The organism is Caulobacter sp. GW821-FHT09A05 (genome assembly GCF_059418465.1).
Genome location: NZ_JBWKPX010000024.1, coordinates 48,030 through 63,566, shown reverse-complemented (window position 1 = coordinate 63,566; position 15,537 = coordinate 48,030). Strand labels below are relative to the sequence as shown.

20 protein-coding genes, 1 tRNA gene and 1 pseudogene are annotated in these 15,537 nt (G+C 70.2%); 9 read left to right on the top strand and 13 right to left on the bottom strand.

Annotated features, from left to right (window positions below; translation table 11 throughout):
- Window positions 1-2 precede the first annotated feature (2 nt).
- Together AC07NX_RS19660 and AC07NX_RS19655 are read right to left on the bottom strand one after the other, a co-directional pair.
- Window positions 3-554: a DUF2239 family protein gene (locus AC07NX_RS19660; protein ID WP_494644078.1), complete on the bottom strand. Its 552-nt coding sequence runs from the start codon at window positions 552-554 to the stop codon at window positions 3-5.
- The gene (locus AC07NX_RS19655; RefSeq protein WP_494644076.1) at window positions 551-898 is read right to left on the bottom strand and encodes a GIY-YIG nuclease family protein; all 348 of its coding nucleotides are present in this window, start codon (window positions 896-898) and stop codon (window positions 551-553) included. The genes AC07NX_RS19660 and AC07NX_RS19655 overlap by 4 nt, the downstream gene beginning before the upstream one ends.
- Window positions 899-1,038: 140 nt before the next feature.
- On the opposite strand from AC07NX_RS19655, the gene AC07NX_RS19650 reads away from it, so the two are divergent.
- Window positions 1,039-1,371, top strand: coding sequence for a hypothetical protein (locus AC07NX_RS19650; protein WP_494644074.1), 333 nt, complete (start codon window positions 1,039-1,041; stop codon window positions 1,369-1,371).
- 15 nt (window positions 1,372-1,386) lie between these two features.
- Here the strand turns inward: AC07NX_RS19650 and AC07NX_RS19645 are convergent, their stop codons facing one another.
- Window positions 1,387-1,833 carry an NUDIX domain-containing protein gene (locus AC07NX_RS19645; protein ID WP_494644073.1) on the bottom strand — a complete coding sequence of 149 codons (447 nt, stop codon included), beginning with the start codon at window positions 1,831-1,833 and terminating at the stop codon, window positions 1,387-1,389.
- A 4-nt stretch (window positions 1,834-1,837) separates the two neighbouring features.
- Window positions 1,838-2,869 (bottom strand): phospholipase C/P1 nuclease family protein, encoded by a 1,032-nt coding sequence (locus tag AC07NX_RS19640; RefSeq protein WP_494644071.1) that lies wholly within the window; start codon window positions 2,867-2,869, stop codon window positions 1,838-1,840.
- Between the two features lie 358 nt (window positions 2,870-3,227).
- Here AC07NX_RS19640 and AC07NX_RS19635 point away from each other — a divergent pair, with 358 nt between their 5' ends.
- Window positions 3,228-3,719, top strand: a complete 492-nt coding sequence (locus AC07NX_RS19635) for a 3D domain-containing protein (RefSeq protein ID WP_494644070.1) — start codon at window positions 3,228-3,230, stop codon at window positions 3,717-3,719.
- 48 nt (window positions 3,720-3,767) lie between these two features.
- Here the strand turns inward: AC07NX_RS19635 and AC07NX_RS19630 are convergent, their stop codons facing one another.
- Together AC07NX_RS19630 and AC07NX_RS19625 are read right to left on the bottom strand one after the other, a co-directional pair.
- Window positions 3,768-4,238 (bottom strand): response regulator transcription factor, encoded by a 471-nt coding sequence (locus AC07NX_RS19630; RefSeq protein ID WP_494644068.1) that lies wholly within the window; start codon window positions 4,236-4,238, stop codon window positions 3,768-3,770.
- Window positions 4,239-4,272: 34 nt separating this feature from the next.
- A complete protein-coding gene (locus AC07NX_RS19625) occupies window positions 4,273-4,650 on the bottom strand; it encodes a DUF8776 family protein (RefSeq protein WP_035070706.1) in 378 nt (125 codons plus the stop codon).
- 239 nt (window positions 4,651-4,889) lie between these two features.
- On the opposite strand from AC07NX_RS19625, the pseudogene AC07NX_RS19620 reads away from it, so the two are divergent.
- Window positions 4,890-5,038, top strand: a pseudogene (locus tag AC07NX_RS19620) (hypothetical protein); the annotation flags it as partial.
- Between the two features lie 137 nt (window positions 5,039-5,175).
- On the opposite strand, the gene AC07NX_RS19615 reads toward AC07NX_RS19620, so the two are convergent.
- Genes AC07NX_RS19615 through cobA form a run of 5 tightly spaced genes read right to left on the bottom strand, consistent with a single transcriptional unit; the run spans window position 5,176 to window position 9,385 of the window.
- Window positions 5,176-5,967 (bottom strand): phosphoadenylyl-sulfate reductase, encoded by a 792-nt coding sequence (locus AC07NX_RS19615; protein ID WP_494644066.1) that lies wholly within the window; start codon window positions 5,965-5,967, stop codon window positions 5,176-5,178.
- Window positions 5,967-6,467, bottom strand: coding sequence for a DUF934 domain-containing protein (locus AC07NX_RS19610; protein ID WP_494644064.1), 501 nt, complete (start codon window positions 6,465-6,467; stop codon window positions 5,967-5,969). The genes AC07NX_RS19615 and AC07NX_RS19610 overlap by 1 nt, the downstream gene beginning before the upstream one ends.
- Complete coding sequence (locus AC07NX_RS19605; protein ID WP_494644063.1) at window positions 6,451-8,124, bottom strand: nitrite/sulfite reductase; 1,674 nt, start codon at window positions 8,122-8,124, stop codon at window positions 6,451-6,453. The genes AC07NX_RS19610 and AC07NX_RS19605 overlap by 17 nt, the downstream gene beginning before the upstream one ends.
- A 5-nt stretch (window positions 8,125-8,129) precedes the next feature.
- On the bottom strand, window positions 8,130-8,495 hold the full coding sequence (locus AC07NX_RS19600) for a DUF2849 domain-containing protein (RefSeq protein WP_494644061.1): 366 nt from the start codon (window positions 8,493-8,495) through the stop codon (window positions 8,130-8,132).
- Window positions 8,492-9,385, bottom strand: coding sequence for a uroporphyrinogen-III C-methyltransferase (gene cobA, locus AC07NX_RS19595; protein ID WP_494644059.1), 894 nt, complete (start codon window positions 9,383-9,385; stop codon window positions 8,492-8,494). The genes AC07NX_RS19600 and cobA overlap by 4 nt, the downstream gene beginning before the upstream one ends.
- 221 nt (window positions 9,386-9,606) lie before the next feature.
- On the opposite strand from cobA, the gene gcvA reads away from it, so the two are divergent.
- The gene (gene gcvA, locus AC07NX_RS19590) at window positions 9,607-10,563 is read left to right on the top strand and encodes a transcriptional regulator GcvA (RefSeq protein WP_035070721.1); all 957 of its coding nucleotides are present in this window, start codon (window positions 9,607-9,609) and stop codon (window positions 10,561-10,563) included.
- 71 nt (window positions 10,564-10,634) lie between these two features.
- On the top strand, window positions 10,635-10,964 hold the full coding sequence (locus tag AC07NX_RS19585; protein WP_494644057.1) for a chorismate mutase: 330 nt from the start codon (window positions 10,635-10,637) through the stop codon (window positions 10,962-10,964).
- Between the two features lie 176 nt (window positions 10,965-11,140).
- On the opposite strand, the gene AC07NX_RS19580 is transcribed toward AC07NX_RS19585, so the two are convergent.
- Together AC07NX_RS19580 and AC07NX_RS19575 are read right to left on the bottom strand one after the other, a co-directional pair.
- The gene (locus AC07NX_RS19580; RefSeq protein ID WP_494644055.1) at window positions 11,141-11,971 is read right to left on the bottom strand and encodes a TIGR00266 family protein; all 831 of its coding nucleotides are present in this window, start codon (window positions 11,969-11,971) and stop codon (window positions 11,141-11,143) included.
- A gap of 241 nt (window positions 11,972-12,212) precedes the next feature.
- Window positions 12,213-12,551 (bottom strand): Hpt domain-containing protein, encoded by a 339-nt coding sequence (locus AC07NX_RS19575; RefSeq protein WP_494644054.1) that lies wholly within the window; start codon window positions 12,549-12,551, stop codon window positions 12,213-12,215.
- 81 nt (window positions 12,552-12,632) lie between these two features.
- Between AC07NX_RS19575 and AC07NX_RS19570 the strand changes: the two genes are divergently transcribed.
- From AC07NX_RS19570 to AC07NX_RS19555, 4 genes are all read left to right on the top strand, one after another.
- Window positions 12,633-12,708, top strand: a tRNA-Lys gene (locus AC07NX_RS19570).
- A gap of 172 nt (window positions 12,709-12,880) precedes the next feature.
- Window positions 12,881-13,513, top strand: coding sequence for a glutathione S-transferase family protein (locus AC07NX_RS19565; RefSeq protein ID WP_494644053.1), 633 nt, complete (start codon window positions 12,881-12,883; stop codon window positions 13,511-13,513).
- The gene (locus AC07NX_RS19560; protein ID WP_494644052.1) at window positions 13,510-14,997 is read left to right on the top strand and encodes an acetyl-CoA acetyltransferase; all 1,488 of its coding nucleotides are present in this window, start codon (window positions 13,510-13,512) and stop codon (window positions 14,995-14,997) included. The genes AC07NX_RS19565 and AC07NX_RS19560 overlap by 4 nt, the downstream gene beginning before the upstream one ends.
- Window positions 14,998-15,042: 45 nt before the next feature.
- Window positions 15,043-15,531, top strand: coding sequence for a hypothetical protein (locus AC07NX_RS19555; protein WP_494644051.1), 489 nt, complete (start codon window positions 15,043-15,045; stop codon window positions 15,529-15,531).
- Window positions 15,532-15,537 lie beyond the last annotated feature (6 nt).

The window sequence follows — 15,537 nt, the reverse complement described above, 5'->3', positions numbered from 1 at the left end:
CTTCAGGTCTCGAACGCCTCGGCGGCCAGGGTCCCCAGGTGGTCGCGGATGTCCGCCGGCCAGTCGGCGATCCTGGCCGCGAACCCGGCCGCGTCGCCGGCGAACAGCGCCCGGCTCATGGCCTCGAAGCCGGGGCGGTCGCCGGCCATGACCGAGGCGAAGCGGTAGGCGGCGTCTCGGGCGGCGCGGCGGCGGTCGGGTCCCTCGCTCTCGCGACGCGCGGCCTCGACCAGCTTGCGCAAGGCGACCGACGCTCCGCCCGGCTGGGCGGCCAGCCATTCCCAGTGGCGCGGCAGCAGGGTCACCTCGCGGGCGGTGACGCCCAGCCTGGGCCGCCCGCGGCCGCGCGGGGCGGCGTCGCCCTCCCCCAGCCGAAGCGCGATGTCCCAGGGTCCGCCGCGCAGGTCGAAATCCACCTGGCGTCCCTCGGGGTCGAAGATCAGCAGCGAGGCTTCCGGAGCCTGGGCCAGGCGGGCCTGGGCGGCCACCGCCACGTCCAGCTTGGGGCCGGCGGCGAGCCGCCGCTCGCCCTCGAACACCACATAGCCGCTCATCGCCGCAGCCCCTCGGCGTGCAGGGTCGCGCGCCAGTGTTCCCGGCGCTCGACCAGCAGCGAGGCCCGGCCCAGCCGCTCCAGCCCCTCGTCGTCGAGAATTTCCAGTACCTCGAAGCCGAAGGCCGCCTCGCCGTGGGCGTTCCAGGCCTGCTGCAGGGTCGGGCTGGTGTGGCCGCCGTTCCGCAAGGCGAACCACACGCCGTTCTGGCGGGTCGACAGGTCGGGCGTGCCGCCGATCCAGACCTCGCCGGTCGCCGCGCAGCGGACGGCGTAGATCCCCGCCTGGACGGCGCGGTCCTTGTAGTCGCGCACCAGGGTGCGTCGGGTGTTCGTCCTATCCATGATCGGCTTTTTACCCGGGTATTTTGTGGAGTCAATATTACCCGGATATATTTCTCGACCCATGCCCGCGCGCGCAATCCGCCGATGGCAAGGCCTCGCCAAAGGCGTTAGAGACCGCGGGTGAACGCAGGAGGCGCGAGATGGCCAATAATCTGACGGGAAAGCTGGTGGCGACGCCCGCCCAGCCCCACGCCGACCCCGTCGCCGCGGCCGACCTGGCCTGGTTCACGGCCCATGCGGATCGCCTGTTCCGCCTGCGCGATCCCGCGCCGCTGGAGTTCAAGGACCCGCTGGGCGACCCTGGCGACGGCTTTTCCTGGCGCGTGCTGGTGGCCAGGCTGGCCGACGGCCGACGCCTGCGCCTGCCCGTCTCCCTGGCCTGGGACCTGCATAACGACCACGCCAAGGACCAGCACCTGCGGATGATCTTCGACCAGGTCGCGCCGGAAAAGGCCAAGGCGCTGGTGAAGTAAGCGGGATCGGGGTCGCTATCCCCGCCGCAGCCAGGCCGCCACGGCCCAGGCGTGGGCGTCGTGCCGGAGCGCCACGACCGCGTCGCGCGGATCCAGCCAGACCAGGGTGTGATCGTCCTCGACCTTCAGCTCGGGCCGCTGGCCGGTAACGCGGACGACATAGATGCCGCCGTTGTTGCACACCGGCTGGCCGTTGGACTTCAGGAACGGCTGGCTGACCTCGATCACCCGGCGCTCCACCTCGACGACCAGGCCGGTCTCCTCGCCGAACTCGCGCACGATGGCGGCATGCTCGTCCTCGTCGCCGTCGACCGCCCCGCCCGGCAGGTCGAAATACGGCGGCCGGCCCGGCTTGCGGACCTCGACCAGGGCGATCGTCCCGTCAGGCCCTTCGGCGATGCCGAAGGCGGCCCAGCGGTGCTTGTACTCCAGGCCCGGCTCGGGCGCGTCGAACGCCTGCACGGGATCAGTCCTTGCCGTACAGGTCGTTCCACGGATCGGCCTTGCCGCTGATCACGTCGTCGACCGTGATCTCGGGACGATAGCCGATCTTGCCCGTGGCGCTGGCCTTCCAGGCGTCGACGACCATGTCGCGCAGCTGGGTCGCCCCGGCCGCCAGGCGCTCATCGATGAAGGCCTTGGCGCGCGGGTCGGTGGCCACCAGCCCGCCCTCCTTCTCCAGCCTGTACAGCGGCTCGACGAAGCTGACCGTCGTGGAGAGATAGCCCACCGTCCGCGCCTCGATCGTGCAACCGCAGTCCTTGTAGGCCGGCACCAGCGCCTTGACGTCGGCGTCGAGCGCCACCGCCTTGACCAGCGGCCCCTCGAAATTGCCGTGGGTGGCCCGGCTCTGGGTGTAGCCGTTCGGATTGGGATAGTCGCCCCAGCCGTTGTAGTGGACGCTCAGATGCAGCGGCTGGCTGGCGTCGCCGACATAGTGGGCCCAGACGCCCAGGTCGCGGACCAGCAGGTCCTCGCGCCGCTTCAGGTCGGCGACGTAGTAGGCCCTCTTGGTCGGGTCCGTCTCGGTCTTGGAGACCGCCTGCAGGATGCGCCAGTAGGTGAAGTCCTTCACCAGCTGCTGGTAGCCGTCGATGATCGAATACGGCAGGTAGCCGGCGTTCCAGCTGTCGTGGCCGACGGCGGCCAGGGCCTTTTCGTAGTCGGCGCGGGTGGGCGGCAGGGTCTCCACCGTGAACTTCGGCCCGCCGTACATCCTTCCCTCGTCGTCGATATCGAGGAAGTGGGCGGCGTCGCGGTCGGTGTCGTGGACCTTGCCCGAGCCCTTCCAGCGGTCCGGCTCGCGGGCGTATTCGCCGATCGCGGCCACCGCCTCGGGCGTGCGCAGGAAAGCCGGCAGGTCGCTGGGAAGGCTCTCGGCGGCGACGACGCCGACCATGCGGTGGCCCCAGGCGCCCCAGGCGAAGGCCGAGCTGGCGGGCGCGGCGACGGCGGCGATCATCGCGACGCTGGCGAAAAGGCGGACGGACGGCTTCATGCGCGCTCCAAGAATTGACGGCTTCGCGGCCGGGCGATCGCCGCGACTCAGCCCGCCCCGCAGACCGGCCCAAGACGCGTGCACCGCCGAAAAGCCGTGGACGACTCCGGTTTATGCCACGGCGACGCCGACCGCCAGGGTGGGCGTTCGCGCCCTCCAAGCGTCAGCATGCAATCCCTTGCCAGTTCCCGGTTATCGACCATCAGGGAACCAAAAGTGCGTTCGAACGATGGCGCCGAGCGCCGCCGCTAAGGGTGCGGCGCGGCATCGGGTCGCCTCCTGGTGGGTTGTCACGCGGCTGTGATCTTAGTAATCAGGCCGTCGACCGACACTCTACGCCGATAAGAGGCCCCCCTCGATGCGACGCACGTTTGCGGGATTTCTGGCCGTCGCGGCCATGTCCATCGCCCTCCCCGCCCTGGCCGCCGACTCGGACTCCAAGCCCGATCCGCTGGGTGACCTGATCACCGGCGCCCTGACGGGCACCATGCCGGGATCGGTCGAATACAAGATGAAGGCCACGCTCTACCACGCCGGCGCAAAGGGCATCCGCGCCCTGGACAGCCTGGGCTGCAAGGTGGTGGCCATGCGCACCCTGGCGGTCGACAAGACCGTGATCCCGCGCCGCACCGTGGTGTTCATCAAGGAAACCGTCGGCCTGCCGATGCCCAACGGCGAAAAGCACGACGGCTACTGGTACGCCTCCGACATCGGCGGGGCGATCAAGGGCAACAAGCTGGACCTGTTCAGCGGCGAGGGCCGGGCCTCCATGAAGCCCCTGATGCCCCTCAACCTGGCGACGCTCTCGGTGACCAAGGTCGGCGAGTTCAAGGGCTGCCCGCCGGAATAGGCGCCTTCGCCCGGAGGCGAGGCGTCCGGGCTTCTGGATTCCCGCCGTCTAGATAAAGACGTCGCTGGAGGACGAGGGCCTGCCCACGGGAGCGGGCCGCGGCGCGAACCCGACGCCCGGCGACGGCGCGGGCGAAGCCGGCTTCAACATCTTGCCCACGCGCTCGACCAGATCTGCGCCGCTGAACGGCTTGAGCATGCAGGCCCGAACCCCCAGGGCGGCGCCGCGCTTGACCTCGTCGACGCCCAGGCGCTTGCCGACCAGGAGAATCTGGCCGCACGGGCGCGCGGGGTCGCGTTGCAGCGCCGCCATCACCTCGAAGGCGCTCATTTCGGTGATCGCCAGGTCCAGCACCATAAGCGCCGGGCGCATGTTGTGGGCTATTTCCAGCGCGGCCGGGCCGCTGCGGGCCGCCAGCGCATGATAGCCGGCCAGGTCCAGGCGGATCTGCAGCATCTCCAGGACGGCCCGGTCGCTGTCGGCGACCAGGATCCGCGTGCCAGGTTGGACCATGTTCATGGGCGCCCCCACGGTTTGTATCGGTGAGCCGTCATCAGAAAAGGTCCAGGTCGCCAGCGTCGTCGCCGTCGTTGATGCCGGCCTCGTCGCCGCCGAACGACGACGTCATCCGGTCGGCCAGGGCGCCCAGGGTGATGCTTTGCAGCGCGGCGCCGACCTCGATCTGCTCGGGCGCGGCGACGGTCTGGCTGAGGCTTCGCGCGAAGGTCGACAGGCCGGTCAGGTGCTGGCTGAGCAGGTCCACGGCCTGGATGCCCTCGATCAGCTGCTCGCGATGCTCGGGCGCGACGGTCCCCAGCAGCTTGCCGATCAGCGTGTCGAGGAAGATGCAGCGGGCGCCAGCCAGCTCCAGTTCCCACGACAGGACGTCGAACGTCGCCGCGACATCCGACCGAAGCTCAACCGCGACCATCGACAAAGTCTTCTCTCCCGAACCCAGGCCGAAGCTACGAGGCGAGACCTAACGGCGATTTAACCCTGGAGAGGTGTCCGGCCCGCTCCCCTGCGTCGAAACCGCGCGGTCAGAGCGCGGGGAAGCCGGGCTTGGCGAAGGCCGCCGGGAGCTAGCGCGCTCGCGTGAAGAGGCTGACGAAGTCTATACCAATAGTCGTTGAGTTCGACTCGTCCCCCTTTTTGTCGTCATCCCGGACCTTGCGCCCGGTTGGGAAGACTCAAGCTTGTCGGCCTGCGACGGCAGCGGAAGAAATCATCGTCCTTCGACAGGCTCAGGATGAGGATTTCTACTGAACCGTCGTTGAATTCGTCCTCATCCTGAGCCTGTCGAAGGACGAGGACGCCTCCGGGGCGCCGGCCGGCGCCGCATCAGAGTCCAAACAATTTCAACGCGATCCCACTAGGCCATCGAACCGGACAGCCGTGGCGCAAGGCCCGGGACGACGAGCTGTTTGGGAAGCGGTCGGAATTAAAGCGCTTGACCTTAGATCCCGTCGCCCACGTTCGGCGCCGCGCCGGGGGCCCGGGCGACGTGGATGCCGCACTCGGTCTTGTCCTGGCCCGCCCAGCGGCCGGCGCGGACGTCGGCGTTGGGGTCGTCCACCGGCTTGGTGCAGGGCCAGCAGCCCACTGACGGAAAGCCTTGGCTGACCAGCGGATGGGCCGGCAGGTCGTGCTCGGCGACATAGGCGTCCAGCTCGGCCTTGCCCCAGTTGGCCAAGGGGTTGAACTTGATCTTGCCGTCGGCCTCCTCGACCACGCGCAGCCGCAGGCGGTCGCCGCCGTGGAAGCGCTTGCGACCGGTGGTCCAGGCGGCGAACTCGCCCAGGGCGCGGTCCAGCGGCAGCACCTTGCGGATATGGCAGCAGGCGTCGGTGTCGGTGCGCCACAGGTCGGACTTGGGGTCGGTGACCGCCAGGTCGGTATAGGCCGGGCGCAGGTCGCGCACGTCGGTCAGGCCCAGCCTGGCGGCCAGCGACTTGCGATAGTCCAGCGTCTGGCCGAACAGCATGCCGGTGTCGAGGAACAGCACGGGAATGGCCGTCGACACCTGGCTGGCCAGGTGCAGCAGCACCGCCGATTCCGCCCCGAACGAGCTGACCAGGGCCAGCCTGTCGCCGAACGTCTCGTAGGCCTTGCGCAGGATGGTCAGCGGATGGGCGTCGCGCAGCTCGGCGTCCAGCCGCGCCGCCAGGTCGGCGGCGTCCGTCTTCGGGACGAGGGGCTGCGGAGCGGCGGTCGGCTTCACCTCGGTCGCGGTCTGGTCGTAGGCCATCAGACGGCCCTTTCCTCGAACGCCACCGGACGATCGTCGGCGGCGCGCTGGTAGACATGGCGATAGCGGTGGGCGGCCTTGGTCCAGACCTCCGGAGTGGCGCCGTCATTGGGCTCGAAGGCGTCGAAACCGCAGCGGACCATGAAGCCGGCCTGTTCCTGCAGCACGTCGCCGACCGCCCGGACCTCGCCGGTGAAGCCCAGGCGCTCGCGCAGCAGGCGGGCGGACGTATAGGCGCGACCGTCGCGGTACTTCGGGAAGGCCAGGGCCACCACCGACAGGCGCGGCAGGTCGTAGGCCAGGGCCTCGACCTCCTGGTCCGGCTCGATCCGCACGCCGACGCGGCGGCTGTTGGACAGCAGGATCTCGCCCTCGGCCTGGAAGCGGGCCAGGGACAGGATCACGTCGCCCTCGGGCAGGGCGTCGTCGTCGCCGACATGGACGAAGACATCCTCGGCCCACTGCGCCGTGTCGCCGACGAGCTTAATCAGCTTGGGCATAGACCGCCTCCTTGAAGGGCTCGAGGCCAACGCGGCGATAGGTGTCGAGGAAGCGCTCGTCGCCGGCGCGGATGTCCAGATAGCGGTCGACCAGGGCGTCGATGGCCGGGGCGACCTTGTCGGCCGACAGGCCTGGACCCAGGATCCGGCCGATGCTGGCGTCCTCCGCCCCCGATCCGCCGAGCGAGAGCTGGTAGAATTCCTCGCCCTTCTTGTCGACGCCCAGGATGCCGATATGGGCCACGTGGTGGTGGCCGCAGGCGTTGATGCAGCCGCTGATCTTGATCTTCAGCTCGCCCACCTTCTCGGCGCGATCGGGATCGGCGAACTTGCGGGCGATGTCCTGGGCGATCGGGATGGCGCGGGCGTTGGCCAGGGCGCAGTAGTCCAGGCCCGGGCAGGCGATGATGTCGCTGGCCAGGTCGATGTTGGCGGTGGCCAGGCCCGCGGCCTCCAGCGCCGTGTGGACGGCCGGCAGGTCGTCCAGCCTGACATGCGGCAGGACCAGGTTCTGGGCGTGGGTCACGCGCAGGTCGTCCAAGCTGTAGCGCTCGGCCAGGTCGGCGACGACCTCCAGCTGCTCGGCCGTGGCGTCGCCCGGCGTCTGGCCGATGGCCTTCAGCGACACCTCGACGATGGCGTAGCCGCTTTGCTTGTGCGGCTTGACGTTGTTGCGCACGAAGCGCTGCAGGGCCGGGCTGGCGGCGCGGGCGGCCTCGAAGGCGTCCGACACGGCCGGCAGGGTCTCGAACCTGGTCTGGGCGAAGGCGGCGCGGACCCGGGCCAGCTCGCTGGCCGGCAGGTTGGCGCGGGCATGATCGATCTTGCCCCACTCCTCCTCGACCTGGCGGGCGAACTCTTCGGCGCCCAAGGCCGCGACCAGGATCTTGATCCGGGCCTTGTAGATGTTGTCGCGGCGGCCATGGCGGTTGTAGACGCGCAGGATCGCCTCGACATAGCTCAGCAGATGCTCGGCCGGCAGGTACGAGCGGATGGTCGGGCCGACATAGGGCGTGCGCCCCTGGCCGCCGCCGACGATCACCTCGAAGCCGATTTGGCCCTCTTCCCCATTTTTGGCACGCCCCTTGCGCAAGATGAGCCCGATGTCGTGCACCTTGACCGCCGCGCGGTCGGTCAGGGCGCCGGTGATGGCGATCTTGAACTTGCGCGGCAGGAAGCTGAACTCGGGGTGCAGGGTCGACCACTGACGCAGGACCTCGGACCACACGCGCGGATCGTCGATCTCTTCGGCCGTGGCGCCGGCATAGGGGTCGGCGGTGACGTTGCGGATGCAGTTGCCGCTGGTCTGGATGGCGTGCAGGTCCACCTCGGCCAGGGCATCCAGGATGTCGGGCGCGTCCTTCAGCTTGATCCAGTTGAACTGGATGTTCTGGCGGGTGGTGAAGTGGCCGTAGCCCTTGTCGTAGGTGCGGGCGATCCAGGCCAGGCGGCGGGCCTGGCGGGCGTTCAGCGAGCCGTACGGAATGGCGATCCGCAGCATGTAGGCGTGCAGCTGCAGATAAAGGCCGTTCATCAGCCGCAGCGGCTTGAACTGGTCCTCGGTCAGCTCGCCGGCCAGGCGGCGGGCCACCTGGTGCCGGAACTCGTTGGAGCGGTCGGTCAGGAATTCGCGGTCGATGGGATCGTACAGGTACATGAGCCTTACTTCCTGCGGATCAGGTCGACGCGACCGGTCGAGCGGGCCGCGCCGGCCGCGTGGCGCAGCGCCTCGATCACCTCGCCGCCGACGGCCTGCTTGCCGTGGGTGGGTTCGTTGGTGGGCCCGAGCGCCCGGATGCGTTCGCGGTAGCTGACCGGGGCCAGGCCGCCGTCGACCGGCGCCAGGTCGATCGGATAGGGATCGACGATCACGGTCGGCTGGGCCTTGGCGCCGGCCACGACCGCCTCGACCTCGGCCTCCTGGCCTTCGTCGAACAGCTGGGCGTCGCCGAAGCCCTCGACCCAGGCGCCGGCCTTCCAGAACACAACCTCGCCGTCGACCAGGCGATTGGCGGTGATGGCTTTCATTCAAAAACCCCGTTCATCCCGGCGAAAGCCGGGACCCATTCTGACTCGCCGCTTGGGTCCCGGCTTTCGCCGGGATGAACGGAGAGAGGTTGCGCCATCGCCATGGCCTCGCCGACCATCAGCAGCGCCGGGCCCTTCAGGCCCTCGGCGGCGACGGCCAGGCCGGCCAGGGTGGTCAGGATGCGGCGCTCGTCGGCGCGGCTGGCGTTCTCGACCACCAGGGCGGGGGTCGAGCCGGCGCGGCCGGCGGCGGTGAGGCGTTCGGCGATCAGGCTGGCGGTCGAGACGCCCATATAGACCACGACGGTCTGGTTCGGCCGCGCCAGGGCGCTCCAGTCCAGGTCCGGCTCGCCGTGAGCGGCGTGGCCGGTGACGAAGGTCACCGCCTGGGCGGCGCCGCGATGGGTCAGGGGCGCGCCGGCGCCGGCCGAGGCGGCCAGGGCGGCGGTGACGCCCGGCACGACGGCGCACTCGACGCCGGCCTCGCGGCAGGCGGCCAGCTCCTCGCCGCCGCGGCCGAACAGGAACGGGTCCCCGCCCTTCAGCCGCACGACGGTCAGGCCCTCCAGGGCCAGGGCGACCAGCAGCTGGTTGATGTCGTCCTGCGGCAGGGTGTGACGCGACTTGCGCTTGGCGACGTTGATCCGCCGCGCCGCGACAGGCGCCAGGTCGAGGATCTCGTCGGACACCAGGCCGTCGTGAACCACCACGTCGGCGGCCTGCAGGGCCTTCAGCGCCTTGATCGTCAGCAGCTCGGGATCGCCGGGGCCGGCGCCAACCAGGGTCACGCGACCAGGGACGCGCGCGCCCGTCCCGCCGCCGAGGGCGACGAGACCGCCCCCCGAACGAGAGGGGGACCGGGAAGCGGATCGGACCGGGGGCCGAGCCATCAGATTCAGGTCCTCTATAAGCCAGACGCCACGATCGACGCCCCGGACCGGCGACCTCGCCAAACCGGTTGCGCCGAAAGCATTGCGGGGCGAACCCTAGGGTCCGCCCCGCCCGCGTTCGCCGAGGAAAAGGGCCATCTCCATCAGCGAACGCTTGCAAATTGGTCGCGACCGGGCCACTTCGCAAACAAGGTCTTCTGCCGGGGCGTTCAGTAAAACTCATGGAAAGACAGTCCGAACGGCGCCGCCTCCCGCCCTTGAACGCCCTGCGCGCGTTCGAGGCCGCGGCGCGCCACCTGAACTTCAGCCGCGCCGCCGACGAACTGTCGGTGACGCCCGGCGCCGTGAGCCAGCAGATCCAGAACCTGGAGGACTATGTCGGCGCGGCCCTGTTCAAGCGCACCCCCAAGGGCCTGCTGCTGACCGACGCCGCCCAAACCGCCCTGCCCGCCCTGCGCGAGGCCTTCGACCGCCTGGCCGAGGCCGCCAGCCTGCTGACCGCCGCCGTCGACGGCCGCCGCCTGACCCTGACCGCCGCCCCCTCGTTCGCCGCCAAGTGGCTGGTGCCGCGCCTGGGCAAGTTCGAGCAGGCCCAACCCCAGGTCGACGTCTGGCTGTCGGCCGGCATGGAGGTCGTCGACTTCGCCGCCGGCGAGGTCGACCTGGCCATCCGCTACGGCTCGGGCCGCTATCCGGGCCTGGAGGTCATCCGCCTGCTCAGCGAGACGGTGATCCCCGTCGCCAGCCCCGAACTCCTGGCCACCAACCCCTTGGAATCGCCCGAGGACCTGGCCCGCCACATCCTGCTGCACGACGGCTCGCCGGACGCCGACGACAGCTGCCCCGACTGGGCCATGTGGCTGGCCGCGCGGGGCATCAAGTCGGTCGACGGGGCGCGCGGTCCGCGCTTCAACCAGTCCAGCCTGGTGATCGAGGCGGCCGCCAACGGCCGCGGCATCGCCCTGGCCAAGCAGACCCTGGCCCAGGCCGATCTGGACGCCGGCCGGCTGGTGATTCCGTTCGAGATCCCCACGGCGGTCGACTTTGCCTATTACGTCGTCCACCCCAAGGCCAAGGGGCGCCTGCCGCAGGTGAAGGCCTTCGTTTCGTGGCTGCAGGCCGAGGCGGCCGCCCACGAGGCGGCCCTCCTCACCATGGACAACGGCGCGGGCATCTAGGCCCCGTCGAGGCCGGGGCCACGGTCAGGTTTGGGATGGTCCCGGCCGCTCAAACCGGCTTAAAGAGGCGCATGATCAAGACGACTCTCAACGTCGACGAGCGCCTCGCCCCCGCCGACTGCCAGACCATGCTCGACGTCCGCCAGGGCGTCGACGCCCTGGACCGGGCGCTGGTGGCGCTGCTGGCCGAGCGCCAGGGCTACATGGACGCCGCCGCCCGGATCAAGGCCGACCGCTCCAAGGTCTTCGACCGCGCGCGCATCGAGGACGTGGTCGACAAGGTCAAGGCCGCCGCCCGCGACTCGGGCCTGTCGGAGGCCATCGCCGAACCCGTCTGGCGCACACTGATCGACCGCTGCATCGCCTATGAGTACGACAGCTGGGACCGCACAAAGGGGTAGGTGCTGTTCCCTCTCCCCTTGCGGGAGAGGGTTGGCCTCCGAAGGAGGTCGGGTGAGGGGTCGAAGAACGCGGAAGCCGTGACAAGCCCAAGGGCCGGTCGCGGCTTCTCCGTCTGAGAGACCCCTCATCCGTCGGCTTCGCCGACACCTTCTCCCGCAAGGGGAGAAGGAAAAGATTACCGATTCCCGCCGATCAGGTCCCCCAGGCCGCCGAGGATCGAGCCCTCGCCGGCGTTGCCGCCGCCACCGCCGGCCGCCTGCAGCATCCGGCCCGCCAGGCGCGAGAACGGCAGTGACTGGATCCAGACCTTTCCCGGTCCACGCAGGCGGGCGAAGAACAGGCCCTCGCCGCCGAACAGCACGCTGCGCACGCCGCCGGCCGTGACCAGGTCGAAATCGACGCCGGGCGTATAGGCGGCCAGACAGCCCGTATCGACGTGCAACTCCTCGCCGGCCTTCAGCTCGCGCTCGACCACCGTGCCGCCCATCTGGACGAACACCCAGCCGTCGCCGTCCAGGCGCTGCATGATGAAGCCCTCGCCGCCGAACAGGCCGGTCATCACCCGCTTCTGGAACTGGATGCCGATCGACACCCCCCGCGCGGCGGCCAGGAAGCTGTCCTTCTGGCAGATCAGGGTGCCGCCCAGCTGGCCCAGGTTGATCGGCAGGATCGCGCCCGGCGTCGGCGAGGCGAACGCCACGCGCGCCTTGCCCGAGCCGGTGTGGGTGAAGACGGTGGTGAACAGGCTCTCGCCGGTGACCAGGCGCTTGCCCGCGCCCAGCAGCTTGCCCATGAACCCGCCGCCGGCATCACCCGAGCCGTCGCCGAACACCGTGGTCATCTGGACGCTGGCGTCCTTCCAGACGAACGACCCGGCCTCGGCCACGGCGCTTTCGCCGGGATCGAGCTCGATCTCCAGGAACTGCAGCTCCTGGCCCTTGATCTCGAAATCGACGTCGTCGGCGACGCTGGCGCTGCGTTGGTGCGACCAGGGACTGTTGGTCATGGCGATGGGGGCTCCCGTTGAACTCGCCTCAGCCTAGGCGAGCGCCGCGCGGCAAGCCAATTACAGGTTCGTAAGTTGATGACCTTCCGCTGTCATCCCGGACGAGCGCGCAGCGCGAAGATCCGGGACCGGGGCCCGAGCCCGGCGCTTCCGGCGGTCCCGGATCGGCGGCCCTGCGGGCCTTGTCCGGGATGACAGGTGAACGTTGGCCCGCTGATCAAGAGTCAGCTGCTCTTGGCCGCTACCCCCTCAACGACCGCAGCGCCCGCTCGTGCGCATAGGCGGCGATGTCCAGCAGCGCCGCGTCCAGGGCGGTGCGCACCTCGCCGAGGCTCCGGGTCCCCGCCTCCGCCTCGGCGCAGACGTCGCCAAGCTGGAACGCCCCGACGCCGCGCGCCGCGCCCTTGACCGTATGGACCGCGTCCATCCAGCCCGGATGGCTCTTGTCGAGCATCGGCGCCCACAGGGCCGCCTGTTCGCGAAACAGGGCCAGCACCTCGTCGATCACCGTGGAATCGTCCATCGCGAACCCTTCCAGATAGGCGAAATCCACGGCTCCGCTGATATCTCGTCTGGCCAAAAAATAGTCCCTTGCGTTCCAAGATTCTTTGCGTATGTTCCGCGCCTCGCCGCCGAGGCAAACTACCGCTTCGGGCCGCGCGGGCGCATAGCTCAGTTGGTAGAGCAGCTGACTCTTAATCAGCGGGTCGTAGGTTCGAATCCTACTGCGCCCACCATTTCCCTCCAAGACTTCAAAGACTTTGCCCCTCCGGGGACGCCGTCCGGCGCGTCGCCGGGATGGCTGCGCGCCCTGACCTTCTACGCCGCCGCGCGGGCGGACGTAAGGGCACGATGGCCTCGTGCGGCTTTCCATCGGATGTTGCCTCCAACCGGACAGGAGCCGAGGCGATGATCACCCTCTATCACTGCGTCGGCGCGCGCTCGTTCCGCGCCCTGTGGGCGCTCGAGGAGCTGGGCCTGCCCTATGCGCTGAAGCTGACGCCCTTCCCGCCCCGGTTCCGCGAGCCGGGCTATCTGGACGTCAATCCGCTGGGCACCACGCCGACCCTGATCGACGGCGACACCCTGATGAGCGAATCGGCGGCGATCGGCGAATACCTGGCCCGCCGCCACGGTCCCAGCGACCTGACCGTCGGGCCGGACGAGCCGGGTTTCGGGACCTATCTGAACTTCCTGCACATGGGCGAGGCCACCCTGACCTTCCCCCAGACCATCCACCTGCGCTACGCGGTGTTCGAGCCCGAGGAGCGCCGCCTGCCCCAGGCGGCGGCCGATTACGTGCAGTGGTTCCTGTCGCGGCTGAAGGCGGCGGCCAGGCTGCTGGACGACAGCGGCTACGTCGCCGCGCGCCGCTTCACCATGGCCGACATCTCGGTGGCCTACGCCCTGAAGCTGGGCGAGCAGCTGGGCTTTTCCGAAAGCTTTCCCGAGGCCTTCAGGACCCACCTGGCGCGGATGAAGGCCCGCGACGCCTACCAGCGCGCCCTGGCCGCCGAAAGCGGCGGGGAACCCGTCCTGTGAGCCCGGACCGCCTCCCCGTCATCGTCGGCGTCGGCGAGGTCGTGGACCGTCCGTCCGACCTCTCCACGGCCCTGGAGCCCCTGGCCTTGATGGCGGCGGCCCTGCGCGCGGCCGACGCCGACGCGGGCGGCGGCCTGCTGGCCGGGATCGCCTCGCTGGATGTCGTCAACCAGCTGAGCTGGCGCTACGCCGACACGGCGGCCCAGCTGTGCGCCCGGCTGGGGATCGCGCCGGCCCGCGCGGTCTACGGGCCGGTCGGTGGCGAGAGCCCGGTGCGGTTCCTGCACGAGGCCGCCCGGCGCATCGCCCGGGGCGAGGCCGGGACCTGCGCGGTGGTCGGGGCCGAGGCGCAGTGGAGCGTCGGCAAGGCCCGGGCCGCCGGCGTCGACCTGCCCTGGACGCCCAAGCCCGCGGCGACGGGCGGCGGGCCGCGCATCGAGGTCCATCCGCTGGCCCTGAAGCTGGGGGTCTTCCTGCCGGTCAGCGTCTATCCGTTCTACGAGAACGCCGCCGCCCATCACTGGGGCCAGACGCCCGCCGAGGCGCTGGCGGAGTCCGGCGCCCTGTGGTCGGCCTATGCGGCGGTGGCGGCGGGGCAGCCCAACGCCTGGATCAGGACCGCCTTCGCGCCGGACCAGATCACCACCCCGCGTCCCGACAACCGGCCGATCGCCTGGCCTTACACCAAGCTGATGGTCGCCAACATGCAGGTGAACCAGGGCGCAGCGGTGATCCTGACCAGCCTGGCCGCCGCCCGGGCCGCCGGGATCCCCGACGACCGGCTGGTCTTCGTCTGGGGCGGGGCGGCGGCGCGCGAGCCGGGCGACTACCTGCGGCGCGACCACTATCACGGATCGGTCGCTCAGGACGCGGTGCTGGAGGCGGTCGCGGGCATGGCGCCGGACGGCTTCGACGCCCTGGAGCTCTACAGCTGCTTCCCCTGCGTGCCGAAGATGGCCCGGCGGACCCTGGGCCTGCCGGCGGACGTGACGCCCACCGTGACCGGCGGCCTGACCTTCTTCGGGGCGCCGATGAACGACTACATGACCCACGCGGCGGTCGCCATGACACGGCGGCTGCGCGAGGGCGGCGGGACCGGCCTGCTCTACGGCCAGGGCGAGTTCGTGACCAAGCACCACGGCCTGGTGCTGGCCGACCACCCCGCCCCGGCCGGCGCCGGAGCCCTGGACGAGGTCGGCGCGCAGGCGACGGCCGACGCCCGGCGCGGCCCGGTTCCGCCGTTCGCCGAAGACGCCTCGGGCCCGGCGGTGCTGGAGACCCATACGGTGCTCCACGACCGCGACGGCGCGCCGACCCACGGCGTCGCCATCCTGCGGCTCCCGGACGGCGCCCGGGCCCTGGCGCGGGTTCCGGCCGCCGACGCCGAAACCCTGGCGGCCCTGACCAATCCGGACGCCTTCGCGATCGGTCGGACCGGCGCCCTGAACACGGGCGGTGACGGGGTTCTCGACTGGCGGCTGTGAACCGTCGGGGCCGAAGCGGCGTTCCCCTGATGAAGGAACCCGTCCATGCCCCGCCTCCTGTCCAGCCGTGCGCGCCCGAACGCCCTGCTCCTGATCCTGGCCTTGGGCGGGGTGACGCTGAGCGGCTGCGCCTATGAGCATCCATCGCCGCCCGGCTACGCCTGGCGCTACATGGAGGCGAGCGACGAGGGCCCCAAGCTGGCCTATGGCCGTCCCGACAGCGACGAAGTGATGATGATGATGGCCTGCGCGCCCGGCGCCGCGGCCGTAACCTTGACGGCGGCGGACCTGAGCGGGGACGAAATCGCCTTGGCCTCTGACCACACGGTTACTCGCATGAAGGCCCAGGTTCTTGCGTCGGAGGTCGTCGGCGGCGTCCTTGAGGCGCGCACCTCGGTCGACGCCGCGGCCTTGAGCGCCTTCCGCCGTACGGGCGACCTCGATCTGCTGATCGCCGACGAACGCCACAGCCTCGACGCCGGGCCGGCGGACCGTCGGGACGTGAAGGCGTTCTTCAAGGTGTGTTCGGCCTGAACGGGC

Bases quoted from the DNA above. Each gene is read 5' to 3' on its own strand.
- AC07NX_RS19555 (WP_494644051.1), top strand. From the start codon at position 15,043: ATGCCCCGCCTCCTGTCCAGCCGTGCGCGCCCGAACGCCCTGCTCCTG.
- AC07NX_RS19600 (WP_494644061.1), bottom strand. From the start codon at position 8,495: ATGAAAGCCATCACCGCCAATCGCCTGGTCGACGGCGAGGTTGTGTTC.
- AC07NX_RS19565 (WP_494644053.1), top strand. From the start codon at position 12,881: ATGATCACCCTCTATCACTGCGTCGGCGCGCGCTCGTTCCGCGCCCTG.
- AC07NX_RS19625 (WP_035070706.1), bottom strand. From the start codon at position 4,650: ATGGTCGCGGTTGAGCTTCGGTCGGATGTCGCGGCGACGTTCGACGTC.
- AC07NX_RS19655 (WP_494644076.1), bottom strand. From the start codon at position 898: ATGGATAGGACGAACACCCGACGCACCCTGGTGCGCGACTACAAGGAC.
- gcvA (WP_035070721.1), top strand. From the start codon at position 9,607: ATGGAAAGACAGTCCGAACGGCGCCGCCTCCCGCCCTTGAACGCCCTG.
- AC07NX_RS19580 (WP_494644055.1), bottom strand. From the start codon at position 11,971: ATGACCAACAGTCCCTGGTCGCACCAACGCAGCGCCAGCGTCGCCGAC.
- AC07NX_RS19635 (WP_494644070.1), top strand. From the start codon at position 3,228: ATGCGACGCACGTTTGCGGGATTTCTGGCCGTCGCGGCCATGTCCATC.
- AC07NX_RS19630 (WP_494644068.1), bottom strand. From the start codon at position 4,238: ATGAACATGGTCCAACCTGGCACGCGGATCCTGGTCGCCGACAGCGAC.
- AC07NX_RS19660 (WP_494644078.1), bottom strand. From the start codon at position 554: ATGAGCGGCTATGTGGTGTTCGAGGGCGAGCGGCGGCTCGCCGCCGGC.
- AC07NX_RS19650 (WP_494644074.1), top strand. From the start codon at position 1,039: ATGGCCAATAATCTGACGGGAAAGCTGGTGGCGACGCCCGCCCAGCCC.
- AC07NX_RS19585 (WP_494644057.1), top strand. From the start codon at position 10,635: ATGATCAAGACGACTCTCAACGTCGACGAGCGCCTCGCCCCCGCCGAC.
- AC07NX_RS19605 (WP_494644063.1), bottom strand. From the start codon at position 8,124: ATGTACCTGTACGATCCCATCGACCGCGAATTCCTGACCGACCGCTCC.
- AC07NX_RS19610 (WP_494644064.1), bottom strand. From the start codon at position 6,467: ATGCCCAAGCTGATTAAGCTCGTCGGCGACACGGCGCAGTGGGCCGAG.
- cobA (WP_494644059.1), bottom strand. From the start codon at position 9,385: ATGGCTCGGCCCCCGGTCCGATCCGCTTCCCGGTCCCCCTCTCGTTCG.
- AC07NX_RS19615 (WP_494644066.1), bottom strand. From the start codon at position 5,967: ATGGCCTACGACCAGACCGCGACCGAGGTGAAGCCGACCGCCGCTCCG.
- AC07NX_RS19640 (WP_494644071.1), bottom strand. From the start codon at position 2,869: ATGAAGCCGTCCGTCCGCCTTTTCGCCAGCGTCGCGATGATCGCCGCC.